The organism is Devosia sp. P3_B2 (assembly GCF_056402875.1).
In genome coordinates, this window is the sequence record NZ_JBFUGO010000010.1 from 35,578 (window position 1) to 61,298 (window position 25,721).

At 64.9% G+C, this 25,721-nt stretch carries 27 protein-coding genes and 1 tRNA gene; 18 read left to right on the top strand and 10 right to left on the bottom strand.

Features of this window, described 5'->3' with window-relative positions:
• Positions 1 to 5 precede the first annotated feature (5 nt).
• On the bottom strand, positions 6 to 1,517 hold the full coding sequence (gene trpE / locus AC1DV8_RS15050; RefSeq protein ID WP_477149373.1) for an anthranilate synthase component I: 1,512 nt from the start codon (positions 1,515 to 1,517) through the stop codon (positions 6 to 8).
• Entirely contained in the window at positions 1,514 to 3,388 is a 1,875-nt protein-coding gene (locus tag AC1DV8_RS15055) for a peptidylprolyl isomerase (RefSeq protein ID WP_477149372.1), read from the bottom strand. Before AC1DV8_RS15055 ends, trpE begins: the two co-directional genes overlap by 4 nt.
• Positions 3,389 to 3,520: 132 nt before the next feature.
• Between AC1DV8_RS15055 and tpiA the strand changes: the two genes are divergently transcribed.
• From tpiA to AC1DV8_RS15085, 6 genes are all read left to right on the top strand, one after another.
• Positions 3,521 to 4,276: a triose-phosphate isomerase gene (tpiA, locus tag AC1DV8_RS15060; protein WP_477158031.1), complete on the top strand. Its 756-nt coding sequence runs from the start codon at positions 3,521 to 3,523 to the stop codon at positions 4,274 to 4,276.
• Positions 4,277 to 4,380: 104 nt separating this feature from the next.
• Entirely contained in the window at positions 4,381 to 4,884 is a 504-nt protein-coding gene (gene secG, locus AC1DV8_RS15065; RefSeq protein WP_477158032.1) for a preprotein translocase subunit SecG, read from the top strand.
• 128 nt (positions 4,885 to 5,012) lie between these two features.
• Positions 5,013 to 6,641 (top strand): CTP synthase, encoded by a 1,629-nt coding sequence (locus tag AC1DV8_RS15070; RefSeq protein WP_477158033.1) that lies wholly within the window; start codon positions 5,013 to 5,015, stop codon positions 6,639 to 6,641.
• Positions 6,641 to 7,138, top strand: coding sequence for a GNAT family N-acetyltransferase (locus tag AC1DV8_RS15075; protein WP_477158034.1), 498 nt, complete (start codon positions 6,641 to 6,643; stop codon positions 7,136 to 7,138). The genes AC1DV8_RS15070 and AC1DV8_RS15075 overlap by 1 nt, the downstream gene beginning before the upstream one ends.
• A gap of 17 nt (positions 7,139 to 7,155) precedes the next feature.
• The gene (locus AC1DV8_RS15080; protein ID WP_477149367.1) at positions 7,156 to 7,335 is read left to right on the top strand and encodes a DUF4169 family protein; all 180 of its coding nucleotides are present in this window, start codon (positions 7,156 to 7,158) and stop codon (positions 7,333 to 7,335) included.
• A 182-nt stretch (positions 7,336 to 7,517) separates the two neighbouring features.
• Complete coding sequence (locus tag AC1DV8_RS15085) at positions 7,518 to 7,997, top strand: glutathione peroxidase (protein ID WP_477158035.1); 480 nt, start codon at positions 7,518 to 7,520, stop codon at positions 7,995 to 7,997.
• A 290-nt stretch (positions 7,998 to 8,287) separates the two neighbouring features.
• Here AC1DV8_RS15085 and AC1DV8_RS15090 read toward each other — a convergent pair whose 3' ends face one another.
• Positions 8,288 to 9,463 carry a type III PLP-dependent enzyme domain-containing protein gene (locus tag AC1DV8_RS15090; RefSeq protein WP_477149364.1) on the bottom strand — a complete coding sequence of 392 codons (1,176 nt, stop codon included), beginning with the start codon at positions 9,461 to 9,463 and terminating at the stop codon, positions 8,288 to 8,290.
• Between the two features lie 210 nt (positions 9,464 to 9,673).
• On the opposite strand from AC1DV8_RS15090, the gene AC1DV8_RS15095 reads away from it, so the two are divergent.
• The 9 genes from AC1DV8_RS15095 to AC1DV8_RS15135 all read left to right on the top strand — a co-directional run bounded on the left by AC1DV8_RS15095 (position 9,674) and on the right by AC1DV8_RS15135 (position 18,561).
• The gene (locus tag AC1DV8_RS15095) at positions 9,674 to 11,155 is read left to right on the top strand and encodes a DegQ family serine endoprotease (RefSeq protein WP_477149363.1); all 1,482 of its coding nucleotides are present in this window, start codon (positions 9,674 to 9,676) and stop codon (positions 11,153 to 11,155) included.
• Entirely contained in the window at positions 11,155 to 12,471 is a 1,317-nt protein-coding gene (locus tag AC1DV8_RS15100; RefSeq protein WP_477158036.1) for a replication-associated recombination protein A, read from the top strand. Before AC1DV8_RS15095 ends, AC1DV8_RS15100 begins: the two co-directional genes overlap by 1 nt.
• A gap of 143 nt (positions 12,472 to 12,614) precedes the next feature.
• Positions 12,615 to 13,268, top strand: a complete 654-nt coding sequence (locus AC1DV8_RS15105) for a YqiJ family protein (protein ID WP_477158239.1) — start codon at positions 12,615 to 12,617, stop codon at positions 13,266 to 13,268.
• A 6-nt stretch (positions 13,269 to 13,274) separates the two neighbouring features.
• On the top strand, positions 13,275 to 14,915 hold the full coding sequence (locus tag AC1DV8_RS15110; RefSeq protein ID WP_477158037.1) for a flotillin family protein: 1,641 nt from the start codon (positions 13,275 to 13,277) through the stop codon (positions 14,913 to 14,915).
• A gap of 58 nt (positions 14,916 to 14,973) precedes the next feature.
• Positions 14,974 to 15,351 (top strand): fluoride efflux transporter CrcB, encoded by a 378-nt coding sequence (gene crcB / locus AC1DV8_RS15115; protein WP_477158038.1) that lies wholly within the window; start codon positions 14,974 to 14,976, stop codon positions 15,349 to 15,351.
• Positions 15,348 to 16,334 carry an RluA family pseudouridine synthase gene (locus tag AC1DV8_RS15120; RefSeq protein WP_477158039.1) on the top strand — a complete coding sequence of 329 codons (987 nt, stop codon included), beginning with the start codon at positions 15,348 to 15,350 and terminating at the stop codon, positions 16,332 to 16,334. The genes crcB and AC1DV8_RS15120 overlap by 4 nt, the downstream gene beginning before the upstream one ends.
• A gap of 83 nt (positions 16,335 to 16,417) precedes the next feature.
• Entirely contained in the window at positions 16,418 to 17,047 is a 630-nt protein-coding gene (locus AC1DV8_RS15125) for a hypothetical protein (RefSeq protein WP_477158040.1), read from the top strand.
• Between the two features lie 73 nt (positions 17,048 to 17,120).
• Positions 17,121 to 17,783: an HAD-IA family hydrolase gene (locus tag AC1DV8_RS15130; protein WP_477158041.1), complete on the top strand. Its 663-nt coding sequence runs from the start codon at positions 17,121 to 17,123 to the stop codon at positions 17,781 to 17,783.
• A 4-nt stretch (positions 17,784 to 17,787) separates the two neighbouring features.
• The gene (locus tag AC1DV8_RS15135; RefSeq protein WP_477158042.1) at positions 17,788 to 18,561 is read left to right on the top strand and encodes an ATP12 family chaperone protein; all 774 of its coding nucleotides are present in this window, start codon (positions 17,788 to 17,790) and stop codon (positions 18,559 to 18,561) included.
• Between the two features lie 6 nt (positions 18,562 to 18,567).
• On the opposite strand, the gene AC1DV8_RS15140 is transcribed toward AC1DV8_RS15135, so the two are convergent.
• From AC1DV8_RS15140 to rimO, 5 genes are all read right to left on the bottom strand, one after another.
• Positions 18,568 to 20,043, bottom strand: a complete 1,476-nt coding sequence (locus AC1DV8_RS15140; protein ID WP_477158043.1) for a glycosyltransferase family 39 protein — start codon at positions 20,041 to 20,043, stop codon at positions 18,568 to 18,570.
• Positions 20,044 to 20,137: 94 nt separating this feature from the next.
• A complete protein-coding gene (folK, locus tag AC1DV8_RS15145; protein ID WP_477149354.1) occupies positions 20,138 to 20,578 on the bottom strand; it encodes a 2-amino-4-hydroxy-6-hydroxymethyldihydropteridine diphosphokinase in 441 nt (146 codons plus the stop codon).
• Positions 20,578 to 20,964: a dihydroneopterin aldolase gene (gene folB, locus AC1DV8_RS15150; protein ID WP_477149353.1), complete on the bottom strand. Its 387-nt coding sequence runs from the start codon at positions 20,962 to 20,964 to the stop codon at positions 20,578 to 20,580. Before folB ends, folK begins: the two co-directional genes overlap by 1 nt.
• A gap of 4 nt (positions 20,965 to 20,968) precedes the next feature.
• On the bottom strand, positions 20,969 to 21,820 hold the full coding sequence (gene folP / locus AC1DV8_RS15155; protein ID WP_477158044.1) for a dihydropteroate synthase: 852 nt from the start codon (positions 21,818 to 21,820) through the stop codon (positions 20,969 to 20,971).
• Positions 21,820 to 23,184 carry a 30S ribosomal protein S12 methylthiotransferase RimO gene (gene rimO / locus AC1DV8_RS15160; protein ID WP_477158045.1) on the bottom strand — a complete coding sequence of 455 codons (1,365 nt, stop codon included), beginning with the start codon at positions 23,182 to 23,184 and terminating at the stop codon, positions 21,820 to 21,822. The genes folP and rimO overlap by 1 nt, the downstream gene beginning before the upstream one ends.
• 193 nt (positions 23,185 to 23,377) lie before the next feature.
• Between rimO and AC1DV8_RS15165 the strand changes: the two genes are divergently transcribed.
• Positions 23,378 to 23,800, top strand: a complete 423-nt coding sequence (locus AC1DV8_RS15165; protein ID WP_477149350.1) for a DoxX family protein — start codon at positions 23,378 to 23,380, stop codon at positions 23,798 to 23,800.
• A 37-nt stretch (positions 23,801 to 23,837) separates the two neighbouring features.
• Here AC1DV8_RS15165 and AC1DV8_RS15170 read toward each other — a convergent pair whose 3' ends face one another.
• Together AC1DV8_RS15170 and lipB are read right to left on the bottom strand one after the other, a co-directional pair.
• Positions 23,838 to 24,311 (bottom strand): DUF4282 domain-containing protein, encoded by a 474-nt coding sequence (locus AC1DV8_RS15170; protein WP_477149349.1) that lies wholly within the window; start codon positions 24,309 to 24,311, stop codon positions 23,838 to 23,840.
• A gap of 43 nt (positions 24,312 to 24,354) precedes the next feature.
• On the bottom strand, positions 24,355 to 25,101 hold the full coding sequence (lipB, locus tag AC1DV8_RS15175) for a lipoyl(octanoyl) transferase LipB (RefSeq protein WP_477158046.1): 747 nt from the start codon (positions 25,099 to 25,101) through the stop codon (positions 24,355 to 24,357).
• 68 nt (positions 25,102 to 25,169) lie between these two features.
• On the opposite strand from lipB, the gene AC1DV8_RS15180 reads away from it, so the two are divergent.
• Both AC1DV8_RS15180 and AC1DV8_RS15185 read left to right on the top strand, forming a co-directional pair.
• Positions 25,170 to 25,403 (top strand): FliM/FliN family flagellar motor switch protein, encoded by a 234-nt coding sequence (locus tag AC1DV8_RS15180; protein WP_477149347.1) that lies wholly within the window; start codon positions 25,170 to 25,172, stop codon positions 25,401 to 25,403.
• 115 nt (positions 25,404 to 25,518) lie between these two features.
• Positions 25,519 to 25,603, top strand: a tRNA-Leu gene (locus tag AC1DV8_RS15185).
• The last annotated feature ends 118 nt before the right edge of the window (positions 25,604 to 25,721 follow it).

Below are 25,721 nucleotides of genomic sequence, written 5' to 3' on the forward strand. Positions count from 1 at the left end.
ATTGCTCATTGGCCCACCCGCGCTTCGCCGGCGTAGCGGAGCGCCTCTTCGGCCGCGCTGAACAGGGCACGGGCCTTGTTCTCGCACTCGAGCTGCTCGAGCTCGGCCTTGCTGTCGGCGACGATGCCCGCACCGGCCTGCACGTAGATCTTGCCGTTCGAGACGATCGCCGTGCGCAGCACGATGCAAGTGTCCATCGTTCCATCTGCACCGAAGTAGCCGACGCAGCCGCCATAGATGCCGCGGCGCGATTTCTCCAGCTCGTCGATGATCTCCATCGCCCGCACCTTCGGCGCACCCGACACGGTGCCCGCCGGGAAGCCTGCAGCCAACGCGTCGACGAAATCGTGCTTCGGGTCGAGGTCACCAACGACGTTCGAGACGATGTGCATGACGTGCGAGTAGTACTCGAGGAAGAACTTGTCCGTAACCTCGACGCTACCGATCTTGGCGACCCGGCCGACATCGTTGCGGCCGAGGTCCAGCAGCATCAGGTGTTCGGCCAGTTCCTTTGGATCGCTCAGAAGTTCGTCAGCCAGTTCCTTGTCGCGCGTCGGGGTGGCGCCGCGCTTGCGGGTGCCGGCGATCGGCCGGATGTTGACCTTGCCGTTTTCGACCTTCACCAGGATTTCCGGGCTCGAGCCCGCGACGGCGAAATCGCCGAAATCCAGCATGTACATGTAGGGCGAAGGGTTGGTGCGGCGCAGCGCGCGATAGAGCGCCGTCGGCGGCAGCGTGAACTCCGCCTCGAAGCGCTGGCTCAGCACCACCTGGAAGATGTCGCCGGCCCGGATGTACTCCTTAGCGTCCTCGACCATCCGCGCGTACTCGGCGACCGAGGTGTTGGACTTCACGGCGATCGAGTCGATATCCGGCGGCGTCGAGGTGTAGGGCAGGGTGCGCCCCATTCGGCCGACGGCATCGTCGATCCGGCTCTGCGCGCCCTCCCAGGCCTGCTTGGCCGTCACCCCGGGGCGGATGTAGACCGGCGCGGTGAGATAGAGCTCGTCCTTCAGCGTGTCGAATACGGCCAGCACGGTCGGTCGCATCAGGATCGCTTCCGGGAACCCCAGCGGGTCCTCGTGACGATCCGGCAGCACCTCCATAAGGCGCACCATGTCATAGCCGAGATAGCCGTAGATGCCGGCTGCAGTGGACGGCAGGCCCGGCGGCACTTCCGCCTGACTCTCGGCCACCAGAGAGCGCAGCACATCGAGCGGCGGCTCGCTGACCGGCACGAAAGCGTCCGGCGTCAACCCGGCGTTGCGGTTGATGCTCGCCTGGCCTTTCTCGACCTTCAGGATGATGTCCGGGTCGAACCCGATCATCGAGTAGCGGCCGACCGTCGCGCCGTCCTGCACGCTTTCGAGGAGGAACGTATTCTTCCGCCCCTCGGCGAGCTTCAGGTAGGCGCCGATCGGCGTCTCCAGATCCGCCACGACGCGGCGGAAGACGATCTGAGCGCGACCAGCGTCGTAGCCGGAAGCGAAGGCCCCAAACTGGTCGTCAGTGGTCATTTCAGGGCGCCGGTGTCGGTAAGCTGCCTGAGCACCTGATCGTTGATCCGCATGCCGGCCTCGGACTTCAACCCGGTCAGGAAGTCGGCGTACAGGGCGTCGCGTCCCGACTCCTCGACATACTTCTTGATGTCGGCCGGGGCCTCGGCGACGCCGGCATTCACTTCGACCACCTGGAACACCACGTGGTCGCCGTCGCCGTTGATGGCCGAGCCGAAATGCGTCGGCCCGCCGTTGAAGATCTCGTTGGCAACGGTCTGGTTCAGCACCGAGGTTCCGTCGCCCGAACGCTTCAGCGGCTGGCTGAGGATCGGGAACTGGCCGATGCCCGTGGCCACGTCGGCAAACGGCGTGCCCGCCTTCAGCTGGTCCGTCAGCTTGGCAACTTCAGCGACGAGCGCCTCGTCGGTCTTGGCGTTGGTCCAGGCGGTAGCCACGGCATCGTGCACTTCGGCCAGCGTCTGGTCGCGCGCATCGTCTACCTTCTTCAGGTCGAACCAGACATTGCGGTTGGAGCTCAGCTGGATGGTCGGAGCGAGGTCGCCCAGTTCGGCCTTGAACACGGCGTCGGCGATGCGGGTCGCATCCTCGGGCGGGATATCGGGGCTGGTGGCCAGTTCAGCGCCGCCTTCGGTCAGCGGGACGCTGAAGGTGTTCAGCCCGAAGCGAGCAGCAATCTCGGGGAGCGGTTTGAAGGCGGCCCTCAGCTCCTCGATCTGGTCCAGGATGTCCGCGTACTCATTGCGAGCCTGGGTCAGTGCCAGTTGTTTGGCGATCTCGGCCTTCGAGTCCTCGAGGCTGATCGCGCCGCCCGGCTCGATGGCCGAAACGGTGATGGCGCGCTTCGAACCGATGCCCTCGATGATCACGAAATCGTTGAGCGCGAGCCCAAACGCCGCGTCAGCGAGGCTGGTGTCCGTAACCTCATTCTTGCTGAGGGTGCCCAGATCCTGCGCGGTGGCGCCGGTCGCGGTGAGGATGTCGGCGAATGGCGTGCCGGCAGCCTTGCCGTCGGTAAAGGCTTTCTCGAGTTCGGGCGTCGTCAGCGCGACCTGCTTGATGGTGCGGCGCTCGATCTTCACCCGGCTGTCCTTGGTGCGCTCGTATTCGGCGGCGACCTCTTCGTCCGTGATCTTCTTGGTGGCGGCGATTGCATCGGGCGACAGCGCCAGCAGTTCCACGGTGCGGGTCGCCTTGGTACGGAAGTCGGCCTGGTGGTCCTTGAGGTAGGTCGCCAGCTCTTCTTCAGTCGGCTCGGCAACTGGGGGAAGGGCCTGGGCGTTCAGCACAAAATAGTCGACGGTTCGCGTGTCGGACGAAAATCGCGTCAAGAGCTCAGTCGCCGCGGCCGGCGAGGGTGAACCCGCGAACAGGCCGCTTGCCAGTTGCTGGCGCCGCGATGCCTTGGTCTGGAGGTCGAAATACTCAGCTTCGGTAAGGCCGTTCTGCTGCAGGACGCGCAGGAAATTGTTGCGGTCGAAGGCGCCCAGCGTGCTCGAAAAGCTCGGGTCTTCGCGCAGCATCTTGCCAAGACGGTCGTCGGATACTCCGAGCCCCATATCCTCGCCGAACTTGTTGATGGCGGCTTCACCGGCCAGCCGATCCAGCACCATGCCCGGCACGCCGAACGTCACGGCCTCCTCGGCCGTCGGCACCCTGCCAATCTGCTGGGAGACCGCGTTGAGCTGCGTGTCATAGGCGCGCTGGTAGTCGCGGACCGAAATGTCCTGTCCCGCGACGGTGGCGACGGTGTTCGATCCAAAGCCGGTGATGACGTTCGAAATACCGAACCCCGCCAGGCCGACGATCAGAAAAGCACCAAGAATCTTGCCGAACCAGGTCTTGGTCAGGTGGCGAAAGCTATCGAGCATCGAGACAAATCCAACAACAGCCGCCTCCCCGGCGGGCGGCGGATACTAGACAGGGTCGAGTTTGTGCCGCAAGGCACATGGAACGGGGGTTATGGGAAACTCCCACAATAGGCAAGTAGAAGGAGCGTCAAGGTGACGGCAGAGATCACGCCGCTGATCGCGGGCAACTGGAAGATGAATGGCACCACCGCCTCACTGGGCGAGGTGCAGAAGCTCGCGAGCCTCCTGACACAGGGCGGCGGCCCGCGCTGCACCGTGGTGATCTGCCCGCCGTCAACGCTCCTCGAACGGCTCAACGAACTGGCCTCTCCGGCAGGCATCGTCACCGGCGGTCAGGATTGTCACCCGGCTGCCAGCGGCGCCCATACTGGCGATGTCAGTGCCCAGATGCTCTCCGATGCGGGGGCGCAATATGTCATCGTCGGGCACTCCGAGCGCCGGACCAACCATGGCGAAACCGATGAGCTGGTGCGGCTCAAGGCACTGGCTGCCCATGCAGCGGGGCTGGTGCCGATCATCTGCGTAGGCGAAACCGAGGCCCAGCGCGATGCCGGCGAGGCGGAGAGCGTCGTCGCGGCCCAGCTCGCCGGGTCCATTCCCGACGATTGGGCGGGGCATCAGATCGTCGTCGCCTATGAGCCGGTCTGGGCCATCGGTACCGGCCGCACGCCCAGCTCAGCTGACATCGCGGAGATGCACGACGCCATCCGCACCCGCCTGGTAACCCGCTTCGGCGAGCACGGGGCCGCGACCCGCATCCTCTATGGCGGCTCAATGAAACCGTCGAACGCCAGCGAGATCCTGCGCATCTCGAACGTCAATGGCGGGTTGGTCGGCGGCGCCAGCCTCTTGGCAAACGACTTCCACGCCATTATCTCCGCTGTCTAGAACCGGCATCCGGCGCCGATAGAAAGGCGGCGGATGGCGCTGGCATTTGTCTTGGCGCGCGTGTAGAAGGCGCGCCAACCCGATATCGAAAGCCTGAAGGTCCAATGGCCAACGTCCTGATCGTCGCCTATCTCCTGATCGTGCTCGCGCTGATTGCAGTCATCCTGCTGCAGCGGTCCGAGGGCGGCGGGCTCGGCATGGGTTCGAATTCCAACGGCCTGATCTCCGTTCGCGGCTCGGCGAATCTGCTGACCCGCACCACGGCGATCCTTGCCGCGCTGTTCTTCGCTTCGGCGATCGCGCTCACCGTGCTCTCCTCGGTGGACCGTGGCACCAGTTCGATCCTCGATCGCGCCAGCCAAGGCGGTGAGACGCCGACGACCGTGCTCGACGCCATCCAGCAGATGCAGCAGCAGACGCAGGGCGACCTGCCGGTCCCGGCCGGTGGCACTACCACTGCGCCCGCGACGACGACCACTCCGTCGACGACGACCGAGGGCACGACGACCGCCCCGGCCACCGGATCCGATCTGCCTGTGCCGACGGAAACGGCTCCGGCAACCGAGACGCCGGCAACGACAGAACAACCAGCGGCGCCCGCCAACTGAGGCCGCCGCGACAGCGAACCAAAGAAGGGGATGGCAACATCCCCTTCTTCTTTTTGTGTGGGGCCATGCCGACATTGATCGGGATCGCCCTTGAGAATCAGAATTTCGACCGCTTAAGGTAAAAGCCCATGGCACGGTACGTTTTCATCACCGGCGGCGTGGTTTCCTCATTGGGTAAAGGCCTCGCTTCCGCGGCTCTCGGCGCGGTTTTGCAGGCTCGTGGCTATAAAGTCCGCCTGAGGAAACTCGACCCTTACCTCAACGTCGATCCGGGCACGATGTCGCCCACCCAGCACGGCGAGGTGTTCGTCACCGACGACGGCGCGGAAACCGACCTCGATCTCGGCCACTACGAGCGCTTCACCGGCCGCCACGCCAACAAGCGCGACAACATCACCACCGGCCGGATCTACTCCGACATCATCGCCAAGGAACGCCGCGGCGACTATCTCGGTGCCACCGTGCAGGTCATCCCTCACGTCACCGACGCCATCAAGGACTTCATCCGTGAGGGCAACGAGGACTTCGACTTCGTGCTCGTCGAAGTCGGCGGCACCGTCGGCGACATCGAGGGCCTGCCGTTCTTCGAGGCGATCCGCCAGTTCGGCAACGACCTGCCGCGCGGCCACGCCATCTACGTCCACCTGACGCTGATGCCGTTCATCCCGTCCGCCGGTGAACTGAAAACCAAGCCGACCCAGCACTCCGTCGCGACGCTGCGCTCGATCGGCATCGCGCCGGACATCCTGCTGATCCGCTGCGACCGGCCGATTCCGCAGTCGGAGCGCAAGAAACTCGCGCTGTTCTGCAATGTGCGCGAAAGCGCCGTGATCCAGGGCCTCGACGTCGCCTCGATCTACGACGTGCCGCTAGCCTACCACAAGGAAGGCCTCGATCGCGAAGTGCTCGCTGCCTTTGGCATCGAGGACGCGCCGGCGCCCGATCTGCAGGCCTGGGAAGATGTGTCGTCCCGCCTCCACAATCCGGAGGGCGAGGTCAACATCGCCATCGTGGGCAAGTACACCGGTCTCAAGGACGCCTACAAATCGCTCAGCGAAGCGTTAGTGCATGGCGGGATCGCCAATCGCGTGAAGGTCAATCTCAACTGGATCGACTCCGAGATCTTCGAGCACGAGGACCCGGCGCCCTATCTCGAGCACATCCACGGCATCCTGGTGCCGGGTGGGTTCGGCGAGCGCGGTTCAGCCGGCAAGATCCAGGCGGCCCGTTTCGCGCGCCTCAAGGACGTTCCGTATTTCGGCATCTGCTTCGGCATGCAGATGGCGTGCATCGAAGCTGCGCGGAACACCGCCGGCATCAAGAACGCCAATTCCACCGAGTTCGGCCCGACCAAGGAACCGATCGTCGGCATCATGACCGAATGGGTCAAGGGTAACGAGCAGGTTACGCGGACCGCGGAAACTGATCTCGGTGGCACCATGCGGCTCGGCTCCTATCCGGCCCAGCTCGCCAAGGGATCTCGCGTGGCCGATATCTACGGCTCGACCCGGATCACCGAGCGGCACCGCCACCGCTATGAAGTGAACATGAACTACCGCAAGGTGCTCGAGGCCAATGGCCTGCTGTTCTCCGGCGTCTCGCCCGACGGCAAGCTGCCGGAGATCGTCGAGCGGACCGATCACCCGTGGTTCATCGGCGTGCAGTTCCACCCGGAACTGAAGTCAAAGCCCTTCGAGCCGCACCCGCTCTTTGCCAGCTTCATCGAAGCGGCGAAGGAACAGAGCCGGCTGGTCTGATGGAAATCCGCACGGCGCGGCTGGTGCTGCGCCGCCCACGGCCCGACGATCTGGATGCCTTCTTCTGGATCATGTCGGATGCTCGGGGCATGCGCTACTGGTCGACGCTTCCACACGCCGACCGTGAAGTCACCCGCAGCTGGCTCAATCAGAAGATCGAGCGGACGGCAGCGGGAGGCGAGGATTTTGCCATCGAGTTCGACGGCCGCATCATTGGCGACGTAGGCGCCGGACGCCTGCCGGATTTCGGCTTCATGATCCACCCAGAGTACTGGGGCCAGGGGATAGCCACCGAAGCGTCGGCCGCCTTCATCGACCACGTATTCTCGAGCAAGCTGACCGACCAGTTGTTGGCCGATGTGGACCCGCGGAATGTCGCATCACTCCGGGTGCTGGAGAAGCTCGGCTTTGCCAGGACCGGCGAAGCCAAGAACACCTTCCTCCTCGGCGACGAATGGTGCGACAGTGTCTATCTGGCGCTGCCGCGCCCAAGCTGAGCCGACGGGAGCATGCAATGGCCGAGATCATTTCCCTCTCCAAAGCGCGCAAGGCCAAGGCTCGGCTGGCGAAAGAGCAGACTGCGTCCGAGAACCGCGCCAAGTTCGGGCGCACCAAGGCCGACAAGCAGCGCGATACGGCAGAGGCCGCGCGCAAAGGCAAGGGGCTGGACGGTCACCTGCTGAAAGATGAGTGATTCCGCGGCAATCGTCGCTGTGGAGCGCGCCATCGCCGCGGCGCATGTGAGCCTCCACCTCAAGCTTAGCTGGTCCGCCGGTACATGAGGAAGCCGTAAGAAAACTAACGGAAAAGCGACTGGACGCGACCATACGCGAGGATTAGGGCAGGGGCGTTGCCGCTCTTCCCCGGAGTATTACCGTGACCGTGCTTTACGATTTTTCCGCTCCGCTGCTCGGCGGGGCCGAGCAGCCATTGTCTGCCTATCGCGACAAGGTCGTCATGGTGGTCAACGTCGCCAGCAAGTGCGGCTTCACTCCGCAATATGCCGGTCTCGAGAAGCTCTACGAAACCTACAGGGATCGCGGCCTCGTCATCCTCGGCTTTCCGTGCAACCAGTTTGGTGACCAGGAGCCGGGCACCGAGAGCGAGATCGCGGCGTTCTGTGATCTCAACTACAACGTCACCTTCCCGCTCTTCGCCAAATCCGACGTAAACGGGCACGATGCGCTCCCGCTCTACAAGTGGCTGAAGCGCAAGGCGCCAGGGCTGCTCGGGCTGCAGAAGGTGGCCTGGAACTTCACCAAGTTCCTCGTCGATCGCAGCGGCAAGCAGGTGCAACGCTTCGCATCGGCTGTGGAGCCGGCCAACCTCGCCGGTCCTATCGAGAAGCTGCTCTAGCCTTTGTGATGCAGCCGCCGCCGCTCGTGCCGCGTCTCGTGACGCAGCTCGTGCTCGGCCACGCGGTCGACGATACGACCCCGCCAGAACAGCACTGCGCCCCAAGCTACAAAGCCCAGAAGCACCACCAGTCCCAAGACCACCCCACCAGGCATCTTCGCCACCTCGTTTTGGGTTGCTGGCGCCAGGATATGCCAGTCGCGGGGCGGTGAACAGAGGATCTCTGGAACAGACAAAAGGCCCGGGAGCTGGCGCTCACCGGGCCTCGCCACTTTGTCGATACCGGAGCCTTACTCCGGCTGCATGTCCTTGCCGGTGTAGACTTCGTCCACCCAGTACTGGTCGCGACGCCAGAAGCCGTTGAACGGGGTCAGCGAGGCCTGGGTGTAGGCACCCATCAGGCCGAACTCCACCCAGTCGTCCTCGTCGATGTCCGACGGGAGCGTGAACACCTGGGGCAGCACGTCGTAGCTGTCGCAGGTCGGGCCCCAGACGGTGAACTCGGAAAATTCCTGGTCGTTGTCGTGCAGACGCGGACCGCGCCAGACGCGCACCGGCGGGGTGAAGTGCATGAACTTCACTTCCATCAGCGAGCCGTAGGCGCCGTCATTCAGGTACACCGACTGGCCGCCGCGCTGATGCTTTACGCGCAGCAGCAGGGAGGTGGACGAGGTCACCAGCGCGCGGCCGGGCTCGATGATCAGCTCGGGCTTCGACTTGCCGAAGTTGTCCTTCACCGCCTGCGAGATGGTCTCGAAATAATAGTCCATCGGCGGCGCTTCGGAGGTCGGGTAGGGGGCCGGGTAGCCGCCGCCGATGTTGAGGCGCTTCAGCTCGATGCCCGACTCTTCGCAGATCTTCGCCGCGGCCGCGATGTGCCGCTCGTAGGCGTAGGCGTCCTCGCACTGGCTGCCGACGTGGAAGCACAGCGACGGGGTATAGCCCATCTGGTCCACGAGGCTGACGATCTCGGCAGCGCCGTCCTGCATGACGCCGAACTTGATGCCGAAATCGTACGACTTCAGCGCCTTGCCGGCCTTGAAGCGGGTGGTCACCTCGATGTCGCGCGAGGGCGACACCACCGCGGCCAGCTGGTCGAGCTGCTGCGGGTGGTCGATGGTGAAAGAGCGGACGCCGAACTCCTCGTAGGCGCGCTCGATCTCGCGCTTGTTCTTGATCGGGTTGTTGTAGTGCATCACCGCGCCGGGGGCGTAGTCGCGCACCAGCTCCATCTCCATGTTGGAGGCGACGTCGAAGGCCTTCAGGCCCTCTTCGTGCAGTTGCTTGATGATGTGCGGCGACGGGTTGCACTTGACCGCGTAGGTCAAGAGGCCGTCGAAGCCCTTCTTGAACACCTTGGTCGCCCGGTGCAGCTCCTTGGAGCAGAACAGGAAGCTCGGAAAATCCGGCTCTTCGCTGGCGATAAGCTGCGACGTGTTGGCGTAGACCGTGGTCGGCTCAGTCATTGGGCGGCTAACCTTTCAGGGGTCTTGTACGAGAAAGTCCTCGAGGGGCGAAAAGTGAGCGCTGCATATAGGGTCGATTGACCCACTGGGCAACGTCATATTTCAGGGATTACCAATCCGTAAGCCCAGCACCTAAAAGGCGCCAGATTCGCGGCGTTTGTCGGGTCATCGCAGCGCGTTGTCCGCGCGGTATCGCCTGAGGATGTGACGATGTCGAAACAGGGTTGGATCATGGCGCTCGGCGGGGTCGCCGCCGGTGCCGCACTGGTGTTCGGGTATGCGGAGATTTCGAGTCGAACGACGCCATCAGCGCCGGTCGCGATCGCTGCCCAGGCCGCTGAGACGGCAGCGCCGGAGACGAGGGCTGTGCCAGCCACCCGGACCGAGATGCAACTGAGCTTCGCGCCGGTGGTCAAGTCGGTGACGCCCTCCGTGGTCAATGTCTACGCCACGACCATAAGTCAGCAGGCGACGTCACCGTTCCTCAACGACCCATTCTTTTCGCAGTTCTTCGGCGGCGACAGCCCGTTCATGGACAGCCGCCCGCAGAAATCGCAATCGCTGGGCTCGGGCGTCATCGTCGATGGCGCCGGCGTCATTCTCACCAACCACCACGTGATCGAAGGCGCCACCGACATCCGCATCTCCACCAACGATGGGCACGAGTACGCCGTTGACCTGGCGCTCGACGACCCCAAAACCGATCTCGCCGTGCTGAAGGTGAAGGATGCCAAGGGCACTACCTTCCCGGCGCTGACCTTCGCCGATTCCGATCAGCTCGAAGTCGGCGACCTGGTGCTGGCCATCGGCAACCCGTTCGGCGTCGGCCAGACCGTCACCTCGGGCATCGTTTCGGCGCTGGCGCGGACCGGCGTCGAAAGCTCGAACTACGAGTTCTTCATCCAGACCGATGCCGCCATCAACCCCGGCAATTCCGGCGGTGCGCTGGTCGATCTGCAGGGCCATCTCGTGGGCGTCAACACCGCGATCGTCTCCCGCTCCGGCGGCTCGGTCGGCATCGGCTTCGCCATCCCCGCCAATATGGCGAAGCTCGTGGCCGAGACCGGCATCTCCGGCGGCGCGCTGGTCCGCCCATGGTTTGGCGCCCGCATGCAGCCGGTGACCGCCGATCTCGCCGACAGCCTCGGCCTTGGCCAGGCCCGCGGCGCGCTGATCAGCGAACTCGCGCCGGGCGGTCCCGCCGAGAAGGCCGGCTTCGCCGATGGCGACGTCATCCTCTCCGTCGATGGTTTCAACATCGAGCAGCCCAGCGCCTTCGATTTCCGCCTCGCCACCAAGCCGGTCGGCGCCACCGCGGACCTGCAGTACTTCCGCAGCGGCAAGACCGAGGACAAGATCATCACGCTGGAAGCCCCTCCGGGCGCCAGCAAGCCGGTGTCGGTCTCCGGTAACACGCGCTTCTCCGGCACGTCGGTCGAAACCGTTACGCCCGCCGTGGCGCAGGAACTGGGGCTGCCCTACGATACCCACGCGGTTTTGGTCCGCGGTGTCGAGTCCGGCTCCCCGGCTGACGACATGGGCCTCAGGGCCGGGGACCTGATCCTCAGCCTCAACGGCGACCCGACCGACAGCGCCGAGAGCTTCGCCAAGCTGGCCAACGATCGTCCGCAGAGTTGGCGCGTTGTGCTACAGCGGGGTGGCCGGATCGTCCGGGCTGAGGTGAGTGGTTGATGCTTTCGCTGTTCGATGATGCCGCGCCGCGTCCGCTCGCCGAGGCCCTGAGGCCGCAGCGGCTCGCCGACGTCATCGGGCAGGATCATCTGCTCGGACCCAACGGCCCGATCGGCCGCATGGTCAGCGCCAGCCGCGTCTCGTCGTTCATCCTCTGGGGCCCACCCGGGGTCGGCAAGACGACGATTGCGCGGTTGGTCGCCAAAGAGGTCGGGCTCGACTTCGTGCAGCTGTCGGCAGTGCTCTCGGGCGTAGCCGACCTCCGCAAGGTCATCGCCGACGCCAAGGCGCTGCGCCTCGGGGCAGGCCGACAGACGGTAATGTTCGTAGACGAACTCCACCGCTTCAACCGCACCACGCAGGACGCGCTCCTGCCCCACGTCGAGGATGGCACCGTCATCCTCATCGGCGCCACCACCGAGAACCCCAGTTTCTCGATGGTCGCAGCGCTCCTCTCGCGCGCCAAAGTCTACACCCTCCGCCGGTTCGAAAAGCCCGACCTCGCCATCCTCGCCGAACGCGCCGAGGCGCATGTCGGCCGCAAACTCCCGATCACCGCCGAAGCCCGCGACGCTTTGCTGGAGATGGCCGATGGCGATGGCCGCTACCTGATCGGCCTTGCCGAAGAGCTGTTCGCACTCCCCGAGGACGCGATGCTCGACGTCGCCGCGCTCGCCGAAACGGTCCAGAAGCGCGCCCCGGTCTACGACAAGGGGCAGGAGGAGCACTACAACCTGCTCAGCTGCTTCCATAAGAGCCTGCGCGGCTCCGATGTGCAGGCCGCCATGTATTGGGCACAGCGCATGCTGGTCGGCGGCGAGCACCCCGACACCATCTTCCGCCGCCTCGCCTGCGCCGCGTCCGAGGATGTCGGCATGGCCGACCCGCAGGCGATGGTGCAGGTGATCACCGCCTGGAACGCCTTCGAGCGCACCGGCTTCCCCGAGGGCGAGCTGTTCATGGCGCAGGCCATCGCCTATGTCGCGACCGCACCCAAGTCCAACGCCGCCATGGTCGGCTTTGCCAACGCCAAGGCGCTGGCCCAGCAGACCGGTTCGCTGCCGCCGCCCAAGCACATCCTCAACGCCCCGACCAAGCTCATGAAGGAGCTCGGCTACAACAAGGGCTACCGCTACGACCACGACTATCCGGATGCTTATTCCGGCCAAGAGTTCTTCCCGGACGAACTCGCCGGTGACAGGCGGCCGGAGTTCTACCAGCCGAACGAACGCGGCTTCGAACGCGAGGTGATCAAGCGCCTCGATTTCTGGTCGAGCCGCCGCGAACAGCGCCGCGAGGAGGAGGGAGACAACTAGCGCTCCCGCCTTTGCTTGGCGGCATCTGAACAACCAAGATTAGCCATATCGAGAATCCGCGCCCCGAAGTCCTTGCGCCCCATGGAAAACTGTCACAACAGTCCCATATGACCTGAAGGGATCAGGGGAGGGGCCAGATAGAACTGTTCGCGCCAGGGTTCGCACCGTTCACGGTTGCATTGATCGTCATGCTGGCGATCGGCGTGATCGAGTTGCTATCCCTCCTCATCGGCTTTTCACCCTCCGCCTCCATCGAAGCGGCGCTGCCGGGCATCGATGTTCCCGACCTCGATGCGCCCGAGCTCAGCGGCGCCGAAGTCGGCCCGCTCTCCCATGTTCTCAGCTGGTTCTCGGTCGGGAGGCTGCCGTTCCTCGCGCTGCTCGTCATCTTCCTCACCGGGTTCGCGCTCTCGGGCTATCTCGTCCAGTGGGTGGTAACCGGAGCCGCCGGCAACCCGCTGAGCCCCTGGCTAGCCGCCGTACCGGCCCTTGCCGGCGCCAGCTTCGCCACGCGCCACCTCGGCCGCTGGCTCGGCGACATCTTCCCCCGGGATCAGTCCGAGGCGGCCAGCCGCTCCGAGCTCGTCGGCAGCTACGCAACCATCATTCGCGGCGAGGCTAAGCAGGGCCAACCTGCCGAGGCCAAAACTGCCGACCTTCGCGGTCGCACCCATTACATCCTGCTCGAGCCCGGCGAGCCGGGCTCGACCTATGCCGCGGGCGACCGCGTCTTCATCGTCGGTCGCGACAAGAACGTCTATCGCGCCATCACCCGCCTCACCCCGCCACAGGAATAGCCCCGCATGTACGACCAGCTCATTTCGACCCTGATCGTGGCCGCCATCATCATCGTCGCGATCTTCGTGATCGGCATGATCATTGCCCGGCTCTATCGCCGCGCCAGCAAGGAAGTGTCTTTCGTCCGCACCGGCTTCGGCGGGCAGAAGGTGATCATGAACGGCGGCGCCCTGGTGCTGCCGGTGCTGCATGAAACCATCCCAGTCAACATGAACACCCTCCGCCTCGAAGTGGTGCGCACTGCCGAGCAGGCCCTGATCACCAAGGATCGCATGCGCGTCGACGTGCAGGCGGAGTTCTACGTGCGCGTGCAGCCGACTGCCGAGGCCATTGCCGACGCTGCCCAGACACTCGGCCGCCGCACCATGGAGCCGCAGGCGCTCAAGGAGCTGGTCGAAGGCAAGTTCGTCGATGCGCTCCGCGCCGTCGCCGCCGAGATGGCGATGGAGGAGCTGCACGAGCAGCGGGTCAACTTCGTCCAGAAGGTGCAGGCCGCGGTCTCTGAGGACATTCTCAAGAACGGCCTTGAGCTCGAGTCGGTGTCGCTTACCGGCCTCGACCAGACCAATCGCGAATTCTTCAATCCCAACAACGTGTTCGACGCCGAAGGTCTCACCAAGATGACCGAGGCGATCGAGGACCGGCGCAAGACCCGCAACGAGATCGAGCAGAACACCCAGGTGGCCATCGCGCGCAAGAACCTCGAGGCGCAGCAGGAGCAATTCACGATCACCCGTGACTCCGAGTACGCCCGCCTCAACAACGAGCGCGAAATCGCCATCCGCATCGACCAGCAGAACGCCGAGATCGAAAGCCTTCGCGCCCAGCGCGCCACCGAGGCTGAGGCCGCGCGTACCCTCTCGCGCCAGCAGATGAAGGAAGCGGCGATCAAGGCCGACCAGGCCATCGCCATCTCCGAGCAGACCAGCGCCACCGCGGTGGCCGCCAAGTCCGAGGAGCAGTCGAAGGCTGAGGCCAAGGCCGACGTCGCCCGTGCTCTGGCCGCCAAGGCCGCCGAAGAGGTGGAGACGGCGCGAATGACCGAGGTGGCCGAGCGCACCAAGCGCATCCAGTTGATCGAAGCCGAGCAGGAGGCCCAGAAGGCCTCGATCAACATCGTGGTCTCCTCCGACGCCGAAAAGCAGGCCGCCAAGAACCGCGCCGAAGCGGCACGCACGCTGGCCCAAGGCGAGGCGGAAGCCGCCAAGCTCAGGGCCGCCGCCACCGAGGTCACCTACGCGGTCGAGGCCGAAGGCAAGCAGAAGCTCAACGAGGCCGCCAACCACCTGTCGCCCGAGCAGATCGCCATGAACATCCGCATGGCCCTCATTCAGGCCCTACCGTCAATCATAGCCGAGTCCGTCAAGCCGATGGAGAACATCGAGGGGATCAAGATCCTGCACGTCGATGGCCTGTCGGGTGGCGGCGGCGGCAATGGTGGGATGAACGGCCATGCCGGCGGTGGGATCGCTGATCAGGCGGTCGATGCCGCGTTGCGCTACCGCAGCCAGGCGCCGCTGATCGATGCGCTCCTGGCCGAACTCGGCCTCAAGGGCGGCACGCTCAGCGGCCTGGTCTCGTCGGCGGTCGCACCGGCGCTCGAGATCGACGGCGATGACGACGAACAGGCAGCTTCGGCGACCTGACACAAACCGCCTCGCATAGGGCTGGTCTTCCGCGGGCGCTGCCCGTAGAAGTCAGCCCATGCAAGCTTATCTTCTCGTTGGAATTGGCGGCGCGCTTGGCGCCTTGGCGCGCTTTGGTGCGCAGAACTGGATCGGCGCGCTCGCCAACGGCTTCCCGGTGGCGACGTTGCTCGTCAACATCGCCGGGTCGATCGCTATGGGCGTGCTGATCGGCGTCCTCGCCAAGTTCACGCCGCAGTACCAGAACGAGATTCGGCTGTTCGTCGCCGTGGGCATCTTCGGCGGCTTCACCACCTTCTCGAGCTTCTCGCTCGACGCCATCACGATGATCGAGCGCGGCGATGTCATGCTGGCGGCGATCTACATCGTCGGCTCGGTGCTGCTGTCGCTTGCCGGCCTCTGGATGGGCATGCTGGCCATGCGGGTGATTGCATGAGCGGCGTACGACAGCAGACCGTCGCTCGCGACGAAGACGGCATGCGGCTCGACCGCTGGTTCGCGACGCACTTTCCTCAGGTCACCTTCGGTCACCTCCAGAAGCTGTTGCGCTCGGGCCAGATCCGCGTCGACAGCGGCCGGGTGAAGGCCAATGCCCGCCTTGCCGCCGGGCAGGTCGTCCGCGTGCCGCCGATCGAAGCCGCGCCGGAGCGGGCCGAAGGCGAGATTAACTCGAAGGATGCCGAGTTCCTGCGCGACATCATCCTCTATGAGGACGACGACCTCTACGTCTTCAACAAGCCGCACGGCCTCGCCTCGCAGGGCGGCAGCGGCACGAAGCGCCACATGGATGGGCTGCTGAAGAGCCTCCCGAACAAGAAGGGCGAGGCGCCCCGCTTGGTGCACCGGCTCGACCGCGATACTTCGGGGTGTCTCGTCGTCGCCAAGACCAAGGCGGCAGCCGCCCATTTCGGCGAAGTGTTCTCGTCGCGCCAGGCGCGGAAGATCTACTGGGCCGTGGTGTGGGGCAACCCGCACCCCAAGCAGGGCTCGATCTCCTGCTTCCTTGCGAAGCAGGCGACTACCGATGGCGAGCAGATGGTGGTGGTGCCACAGGGCACGCCCGGCGCGCAGCATTCGATGAGCTACTACTCGACCACCGACACCGCCGCCCGCCGCTTCGCCTGGGTGACGCTGAAGCCGGTGACTGGCCGCACGCACCAGCTGCGCGTGCACATGGCGCAGTTGCACAACCCGATCATGGGCGATCCGCGCTACTTCAACATCGAGAACTGGGAAGCGCCGGAGCAGATCAGCAAGGGCCTGCACCTGCACGCCCGCCGCATCCGGCTGCCGCTGAAGAGCGGCCAGTTCCTCGACGTCTCCGCGCCGCTGCCGCCGCACATGCAGGCGACGTTCGACGTGCTGGGCTTCGATGCCGACCGCTACGACGCGCAGGACCAGGACCCCGAGCAGGACTGATCAAATCGGCGCGAGCGCCGGACGAAACGTCGGCCTCGTGTGTTCACCTGTCGCGGCCCATTGCGGCGCACAGGGAGATGCCAATGAAAACGATCGTTCTCGCCGCTGTCACCGCGGCGACCCTCGCCATTGCTGCACCGGCCATTGCGCAGGACGCAACCACCATGACCTTCTTCGTCACCAGCGTGGGTATCGGAGACGGTGCCAATCTCGGCGGCCTCGATGGCGCTGACGCGCACTGCGCGAAGCTGGCCGAGGCTGCCGGCTCCACTGGCAAGACCTGGAAGGCTTATCTCAGCGCCGAAGGCGTCAACGCCAAGGACCGGATCGGCGCCGGGCCGTGGCAGAACTTCAAGGGCGACGTGATCGCCACCGATGTCGCCAACCTTCATTCGGACGCGAACAACATCAACAAGCAGACCGCGCTGTCGGAGACGGGGGCCATAACCAAGGGCCGTGGCGACGAGCCGAACCAGCACGACATCCTCACAGGCTCAAATGCCGACGGCACACTGGCCGTCGGCCAAACCTGTGGCGACTGGACCCTCAACGGCGAAGGCACGGCGATGCTCGGCCACGCCGACCGCCTGGGACCCGACACGCTCGCGACTGCCACATCGTGGAACGCGGCCCACCCGTCGCGCGGCTGCAGCCAGGACAACCTTATCGGCACCGGTGGCGCCGGCCTGCTCTACTGCTTCGCGGCCCAGTGATCAGCGTCTTCGCGCGGGGCGTGACATGCCCCGCGTTTTGTGGTTCTGAACGGGCCGAACGAGGACCACTCGCATGCGGCTCATTGTCTTCGATATGGACGGCACGCTGATCGACACCCAGGCGCTCATTTCCGAGCACATGGGCGCAGCATTCGCGTCGCTCGACCTGGTGCCGCCGACTGCTGCGCAGGTGCGTCAGATCATCGGCCTGTCTCTCCCGATCGCCGTCGGGCAGCTGGCGGGCACCGACGATATCGACGTGATCGAGGGTATCGTCGGCCAGTACCGCAGCTTCTACAATGCCTCGCTGGAGCACGATGTCGATCGGGAGCCGCTCTATCCTGGCGCGCGCGAGGCACTCGACCGGCTGAAGGAGAAGAAGGGCACGGTGCTGGGGATCGCTACTGGCAAGGGTCTCACCGGCGTCGCCCGAATCCTGGGAAATCACGGCATCGAGGGCCACTTCGTCACCCTGCAGACGCCCGACCATAATCCCTCCAAGCCCCATCCCGGCATGCTGCTCAGCGCCATGGCCGATACCGGCGCCGAGCCGCACCAGACAGTGATGGTGGGCGATACGGTCTATGACATGGAGTTGGCGCGGGCCGCCGGCACCCGAGCCATCGGGGTCAGCTGGGGCTATCACGAGGCGGCCGATCTGCTGAAGGCAGGGGCAGGGACGCTGATCCACGATTACGCCGAGCTCGATGCCGCCATCGAGCGCGTGCTGGAGTAGACCGATGCGCGAGTTCCTCGACGACGCCCACCAGCACCGCAATGATGGCTACGGTCGCGCTCAGCATCTCAACAAGGTCGAGCTGCCCAAGCGCTTCTACAAGGATGTCGGGGTCGGTACGGCCGCCGGTGGCTTCGCCGTGACGCTGGACGGCCGTTCGCCGCGCACGCCCGGGCAGACCCCGGTGGTGGTGCCCCAACGCGTCCTGGCGGAGGCCATGGCCGAGGAATGGGCGGCGCAGGGCGAGTTCATCGATCCCAAGGTCATGCCGATCATGCGGCTGGTCAACTCGGCTATTGAAGCCGGCGAGGAGCGCCTCGGAGCGCTCCGCGACGAGATCGTCAAGTATTCCGGCAACGACCTTCTGCTCTACCGCGCCGATACGCCACGAGAACTCGTCGCCGAGCAGGAGCGGGTCTGGGACGCGGCGCTTGTTCGCATCGCCCGCCATTTCGACATCAGCTTCCAGCCAACCATCGGCATCGTCCACCAGCCGCAGCCGGCAGCAACCCTTGCGCGTCTCGGTCAGTCGCTCGCTGGGACCAACCTGATCGAAATCGTCGCCCTCAACTCCCTCACCGGCATCACCGGCTCGGGCCTGCTCAGCATCGCGCTGCGCGAGAAGCTGATGACGCCGGAAGAGATCTGGGCCGCTGCCCATGTCGACGAAGACTACAACGTCCGCCTGTGGGGCGAGGTCGAAGAAGCCACAGAACGGCGTGTGAAACGCCGGCTGGACTTCGATGCGGCCGTGCGGGTGCTGGAGATGGTGCGCTAGGCGCCACTACTTGGGGTGGATGATCGCCCAGCCGTAGCGCACGCTGGTCTTGTCGTTCACCGGTACGGTGACGTCACCACCAACTTCCAACTGCCGACCGCCGGCCAGGGCAACCAGTCCCTCTGGCGGCTCAAGCTTGTCGCCCCATTCGCGCCACACCGCCAAGGCGCCGTCGCGGTCGAGCTGTCCTGGCGTGATCCACGAGCTATGCTGCAAGTCGAAATCGATCAGCACCAGCGGCCGTGGCTTGGCGTAGAGCGAGACCGGACCGGCATCGATCGAACGGCCGGCCACGATCTGCAGGGGCGTCGACATGCGCGATTTCCAGTTCGCCTCCATCGCAGCCGAAAGCCTGCGGTCAGGGATCAGCTCGGGGGCAACGCGACCAGCGTTGGCGCCCAGATGCAGCGACACCACCCAGCCGATCGGTGCCCCGATCATCAGCACCGCCCACACGATCCCGGCCAGCAGCGGCCGCCTTACCTTGAGAGGCGTCGGAAGCAGCAGCACCAGGACGAGGCCCGATAGCGCGACGAGCGAGCCGCCCACCTCAGGCCGGATCGAGCTTCCGGACCAAACTGACGACAGGCCCACCAGCACGATGGGAGCGACACCTGAGAGCATGATCAGCCAGAAATCGGAACGCGAGGTATCCGCGCCCGCCAATGTCAGCTTCTCGCGACCCTTGCGCCAGCCGACAAGGCCGAGGGCCAGTACTAGCAACATGGGCAGGTGAAAGGCGACCTGTGCCAGCACGAACATCACGGGGGAGATGGCGCGGTCCACCAGGTTGGTGAACCGCGGCATCGACTCGAACGGATAGCGGAACGGCAGGAAGTCGTTTGCCACCAGCCAGTAGAGGTGTGGAGACAGGATCAGCAGCCCCGTCACCGCGGTGACGTAGGGGCCGGGCGAAGCCAGCCGTCGGCGGTAGTTCGGCTCCACCGCCGCAAAGGCGGCGAGCAGAACAAGGAGGATGCCCCCGCTATACTTGGCATATATCAGCAGAGCCGCTGCGACCCCGAGCAGCACCCAGGCGATACGGCTGTTGGTGAGGAATGCCCGACGGAAATAGAACACCGTCATCACCCAGAGCGGCAGCTGCACAATGTTGTGGTTCAGCGTTTCGATCGGGCGGGTGAAGTAGTAGTTGACCATCGAGATGGCCACGGCCAGCAGTGCGAGTTGGGCGCCCTTGATGTCGCGCGACAGCCGGAACAGATAGACGAGCATCAGCCCGGCAGCCCCGACCGCCAGGACCGACTGCGACTGCGGCCAGCCACCGGTTGCGACGAAGCCGATTTCGGCCAGCCAGGCCGGCAGGGGCGGATGCTTCCAGTAACCCAGCTGCCAGCCTTGGCCGAAGGCGAACATGTCGTAGGTATCGAGATAGAATCCCGGCAGGGTCAGCAGGCACGCAATCCACACGGCGCAATACACCGCGATGACGAACGCCGCGTAGCGTTCGTACTTGTCCTGCATCCAACCCACCAACATCGCCCCGATCTGCTTAGTCCCACGTGAGATCGCACGAAGCCGAAGCGGACGTAAAGGGTAGGGGCGTCCGAAGGCCGAATTACTGAGCGCGCGAGCGGCTGATGATCCACTCCGCGACATCAGGCGCAATCTCGCGGAGCGGGTCGAGGACGAAGTCTCGGTCGTGGGCGAACCGATGCGGCAAGTGCAGCCACTCGCTGTGCAGTTCCAACCGCTCGTAGGCCACGATGTCGATATCGATACGGCGCGGGCCCCACCGGATGTCGCGAACCCGGCCCATTTCGAGTTCGACTCCAAGGCAGGCGTCGAGCAGCTCGTGCGGCCCCAGGTGCGTCTCGATCTCCACCACCATGTTGGAGAAGTCGGGCTGGTCCGTCTTACCCCAGGGCTTGGTGATCAGCATCGTCGATTGCGCTACCACATCGATGCCCGGGTGCGCGTCGAGCCGCAGCACCGCCTCGCGCACCTGCGCCGGCGGATCGCCGATATTGGCCCCGAGCCCTAGCCAGGCGCGCGCCATCAGCTGATGTCCCGGTGGCGATGCAGCTCGATCGCGGCTTCGCCGGCTACCATGGCGATCGGTGCCGACGGCTTGCGTACGCGAACTTCGATCCAGCGGATCGCGGAAAACGCCTCGAAGAGCCGATCGACGACATGCTGGCCGACCGCCTCGATCAGCTTGAACCGCCGCTCTTCGAACGCTGCCTTCGCGACGTTGTAGATCTCGGCATAGGAGATCGAATGCTCCAGCTCATCGCTACGTCCCGCCTGGCCGAGGTCGACGCCGCATTTGAGGTCGACGAAGAAGCGCTGGCCCAGCACCGCTTCCTCCGGCATCACACCGTGATAGCCGAAGAACCCCAGGTCCCTGAGGATGATGCGGTCGCCGTCGAAGTCTCTGGTCACGTCACTAGTCCTGACTATGCGGTCCATATAGGGCCGCTTCAGCGACGCGCAAGGCGTCGCGGTTGGGCCTGATGTCGTGGACGCGGAAGATATGTGCACCGGCCGCGTAGCCGAGCACCGAAGTCGCCACCGTCCCCGCCAGCCGCTCGTCGGCCGGCACATCCAGCAGCTTGCCGATCATCGACTTGCGCGAGGTGCCGACCAGCACCGGAGAGCCCAGCGCCACCAGCTCTGGCAGCCGTCGCAGGATTTCATAGTTCTCGCTGAGCGACTTGGCGAAGCCGAAACCCGGATCGAGCACGATCTGGCTGCGTTGGACGCCTGCCTTGTCGGCAATCGCCAGCGTCACATCGAAATACCGGGCCATCTCGGCCATCACGTCGCGCGACGTGTCCCGGCCTCTGTCCCAATACATCACCACGAGCGGCGCATGCTGCTGTGCCGCTACCGCCGCAACCTCCGGCTCGCGCTGCAGCCCGTGAACGTCATTGATGATGGTCGCCCCGGCGGCAATCGCCCGCTCGGCCACCTCGGCCTTGTATGTATCGATCGAGATCGGCGTCGTGATCCCGTCAGCCCGCAGCGCGCCGATTGCCGGCAGCACTCGCGCTAACTCGTCGGCTACCGACACCTCCTCAGCCCCCGGCCGAGTACTCTCGCCACCGATGTCGATGATATCAGCGCCCTCGGCCAGCATCAGCCGCGCCTGCGTCAGCGCCGCCGGCAGCGCATCGAAGCGCCCGCCGTCCGAGAAACTGTCAGGGGTGACGTTGAGAATGCCCATGAGCCGGGCCGTACGACCAAGGCGCAAGGCGGTGTCGCCCGGCGCCAGTTCATACTCGCGGTGGCTGGCCATCAGCTGGCGACGGCGGCAGGCTTCCGGTCGCCCTTGGCGGCAACTGAGGACGGCACGGCGAACAGGTCGTACTCGTCCGACTCTGTCACCAGCACCGACACCTTGTCGCCGACCTTGATGCCGTCGGCTTCATGGATGATCACGGTGCCGTCGATCTCCGGCGCGTCCCACTGGCTGCGGCCAATGGCGCGGCCTGTATCGGGCTCGACGTCGTCGACCAGCACGTCGATGGTGCGGCCGACCTTCTTCGACAGCACATGAGCCGAGATGTCCTGCGCCACTTCCATCAGCCGATCGTAGCGGTCGCGCTTTACGTCATCGGGGACGATGCCCTCGATGTCGTTAGCGGGAGCGCCGGTCACCGGCTCGTACTCGAAGCAGCCGATGCGGTCGATCTCGGCCTCTTCCAACCAGTCGAGCAGGAATTCGAAGTCCTCCTCGGTCTCGCCCGGGAAGCCGACGATGAAGTTGGAACGGATCGCGAGGTCGGGCGCCATGGCGCGCCAGGCCTTGATCCGGTCGAGCGTCTTCACCTGGTTGGCCGGGCGGCGCATCGACTTCAGCACCTGCGGCGAGGCGTGCTGGAACGGGATATCGAGATAGGGGAGGATCTTGCCCTCGGCCATCAGCGGGATGACGCTGTCGACATGCGGGTAGGGGTAGACGTAGTGGAGGCGGGTCCACACGTCCATCTGGCCCAGTTCCTCGGCCAGCGTCTGGAACTTCGCCGAGACGTCGCGGCCGCGGAACTTCGAATTCGCGTACTTGATGTCGACGCCGTAGGCCGAGGTGTCCTGCGAGATCACCATGATCTCCTTGACGCCGGTCGCCACTAAGCGCTCGGCCTCGTACAGCACCGAAGCGATCGGGCGCGACACCAGGTCGCCGCGGATCTGCGGGATGATGCAGAAGGTGCAGCGGTTGTTGCAGCCCTCGGAAATCTTCATGTAGGCGTAGTGCCGCGGCGTCAGCTTGAGGCCAGCCTCCGGCACCAGGTCGACGAACTTGTTCGGCACCGGCGGCAGGTGGGTGTTCACCGCGTTGACCACATCCTCGTACTGGTGCGGGCCGGTGACGGCGAGCACGCTCGGATGGGTGTCGCGGATCATCTGCTCCTCGACGCCGAGGCAGCCGGTGACGATGACGCGGCCATTGGCGCCTACAGCTTCGCCGATCGCCTCCAGGCTTTCCTTCTTGGCGCTGTCGAGGAACCCGCAGGTGTTCACCAGCACGATGTCCGCGCCCTCATAGTCGCGCGAGAACGCATAGCCCTGCGATCTCAGCGTCGTCATGATGCGTTCGGAGTCGACGAGGGCCTTGGGGCAGCCGAGGCTGACCAGGCCGATTTTTGGAGCTTGTGTCATTGGCGCGTGCCTATGCGCCAAACCGGCGGAAAAAGCAATGATCGGCAGTCTGCGATGGAAGCAGGGCAGACCTGATCACGGCCGATCACAAGCCTGTCAGGTTACCAAACCTTCAGTTGACCCGAATCCTGAGCCTGAGGCTCTTGTTTCCTGATGCGCCCACCTCCGAGGCGTCCAGCAGGAAAAAAGACCAATGAATCTCGAAGCACTCAACAGGTACCAGCCGCAGGCGCTGGCCGTCCTTCGCGTCGTCACCGCGCTCTGCTTCATGGCCCATGGCACCCAGAAGCTGTTCGGCTTCCCGGCATCGGACATGGGCGGCGTCGAGATCTTCTCGCTGATGGGCCTTGCGGCCATCCTCGAAGTGTTCGGCGGGCTCGCCATCATCCTTGGCCTGTTCACCCGCCCGGTCGCCTTCATCCTCGCCGGCGAAATGGCCTATGCGTTCTGGATGATGCACGTGCCGATGGGCGGCAGCATCATCCCGGCCGCCAATGGTGGTGATGGCGCCGTGCTGTTCTGCTTCGTATTCCTCTATCTCGTATTCGCCGGCCCCGGCGCCTGGAGCCTCGACGAAGTGCTCAAGTCCCGGCGCGGCAGCCCGGTCGCAGCCTAGAACTGAAAAAGGCCGCCCTCAGGCGGCCTTTTTTGTTTCAGATGTCGGGCTTGGCGGTCGGGGGCGGCGTCCGCTTGGCGGTCCGCCGCACAGCCGGCGTCGTCGGGGCAGGGGGTGGTGTACCGTCACTGCTCTCGTCGTCCTCGTAAGGCTCGTCCTCGGCGATATCGTGGATCGCGTCGCGCACCTCGTCAATCAGCGAGGTCGGCACGCGGCTCAGGCTGACCGTTCGTGTCACAGTCTCGTTCGCCTTGAAGAATACCAGCAGAACTTCGCAGACGATGCGCAGAACAATGAGGAACAACGCGCCATAGACCGCGATCTCGAGCAGCCCCCAGAGCCCATCGCCAAAATTGCGGCCGAAGCTCGCGAACAGGTGCCCCACGGACCACAGCAGCAGCGCAGCGAGGCCGGTCGCATACAGCACCGGCACAAGTCGCGGCGAAAGGATGGTCTCGAGCCGGAACAGCGTCGGGCTAAGGAAGATTTTCTTGAGATCGTCCAGCGTCATGGCCTCACCCCTGATGGAATCGGTCAATCAGAAAATGCGTGTATCAGGCGGCACTTACAAGTGTTTCCGGACGCAGGTCTGCTGTCGGCCCGAAGCGACGCTCGAACGCCGCACGCAGTGCACCGTCAACCTCGGCCATCGAGACGAGCTGCCCGAGGTCCTCGAAACTGGTCACCCCCTGGTCGGAGATGCCGCACGGCACGATGCCATCGAAGTGTGAAAGGGTCGGCGACACATTGATCGCAATGCCGTGGAACGTCACCCAGCGGCTCACTCGCACGCCGATCGCCGCCACCTTGTCCTCGCGGCCCGGCCCCTTGTCCGGCCGAGCCACCCACACGCCGATTCGTCCGTCGCGCCGCTCGCCCTTGATGTTGAAGGCCGCGAGCGTATTGATGATCAGCCCTTCCAGGCCCTGCACCAGGCAGCGCACGTCCCGGCCGCGCTGTCGCAGGTCGAGCATGAAGTAGACCACCCGCTGGCCGGGGCCATGGTAGGTGTACTGCCCACCGCGGCCCGCGTCGTAGACCGGGAAGCGATTGGGCGAGAGCAGGTCCTCGGGCGCCGCTGACGTGCCGGCGGTATAGAGCGGCGGATGTTCCAGCAGCCAGACCTGCTCGCCGGCCGCGCCTTCCGCTACCGCGGCGGCTCGCGCCTTCATCGCCTCCAGCGCCTCGAGATAGGGGACATACCCTTCCGAGATTCGCCATTCGACCGGCACGCCGTCGCTCCGGAACAGTTTGGTCCCGGTGTCGCAAGTTGGGTCAGTCGTTAACGCTTCGGTAAGCATGGGCGGCCGATGCTCTCTCACAAGGGGCCCGGCGCGATTCAGCCGGGATGGTCGTTCGCGGTTTATGTATGAACACTCTAGACAATATTGAAGTCGATATCACCGTGGAGCTTGGCGCTGCCAGCATGCCGGTGCATCACCTGCTGCGCATGGGCCGCGGGGCGGTGATCGAACTCGACACCGGCGAGAACGACCCGCTGCGCATCTACGCCAACAACACCCTGATCGCCCGCGGCGAAGTGAAGGTCGAGGATGGCCGGCTCAGCGTCGAGCTCACGGAAAAAGTCCGCCGCCCGGCCTGATTTGCCAATTGGCAACCTGCCTTGCCATATCGGCAATTAATCGCTTGCGCCCCGGACCGACCATTGCTACACGCTGCCTCGCTTCGTCGGTTCGGCGTTGCATCTACCTCGGCGTGCGGTCGTGGCGGAATTGGTAGACGCGCAGCGTTGAGGTCGCTGTGCCGCAAGGCGTGGAAGTTCGAGTCTTCTCGACCGCACCAGGGTCCCAGCAGATCCTGCAGTCCAAAACAGACGGCTCCCCTCGGGGAGCCGTTGTTGTTTCGGGCCTAGAGCGTGGCGGCGATCAGCGCCACCATGATCAGGCTCTCGCAGGCAATC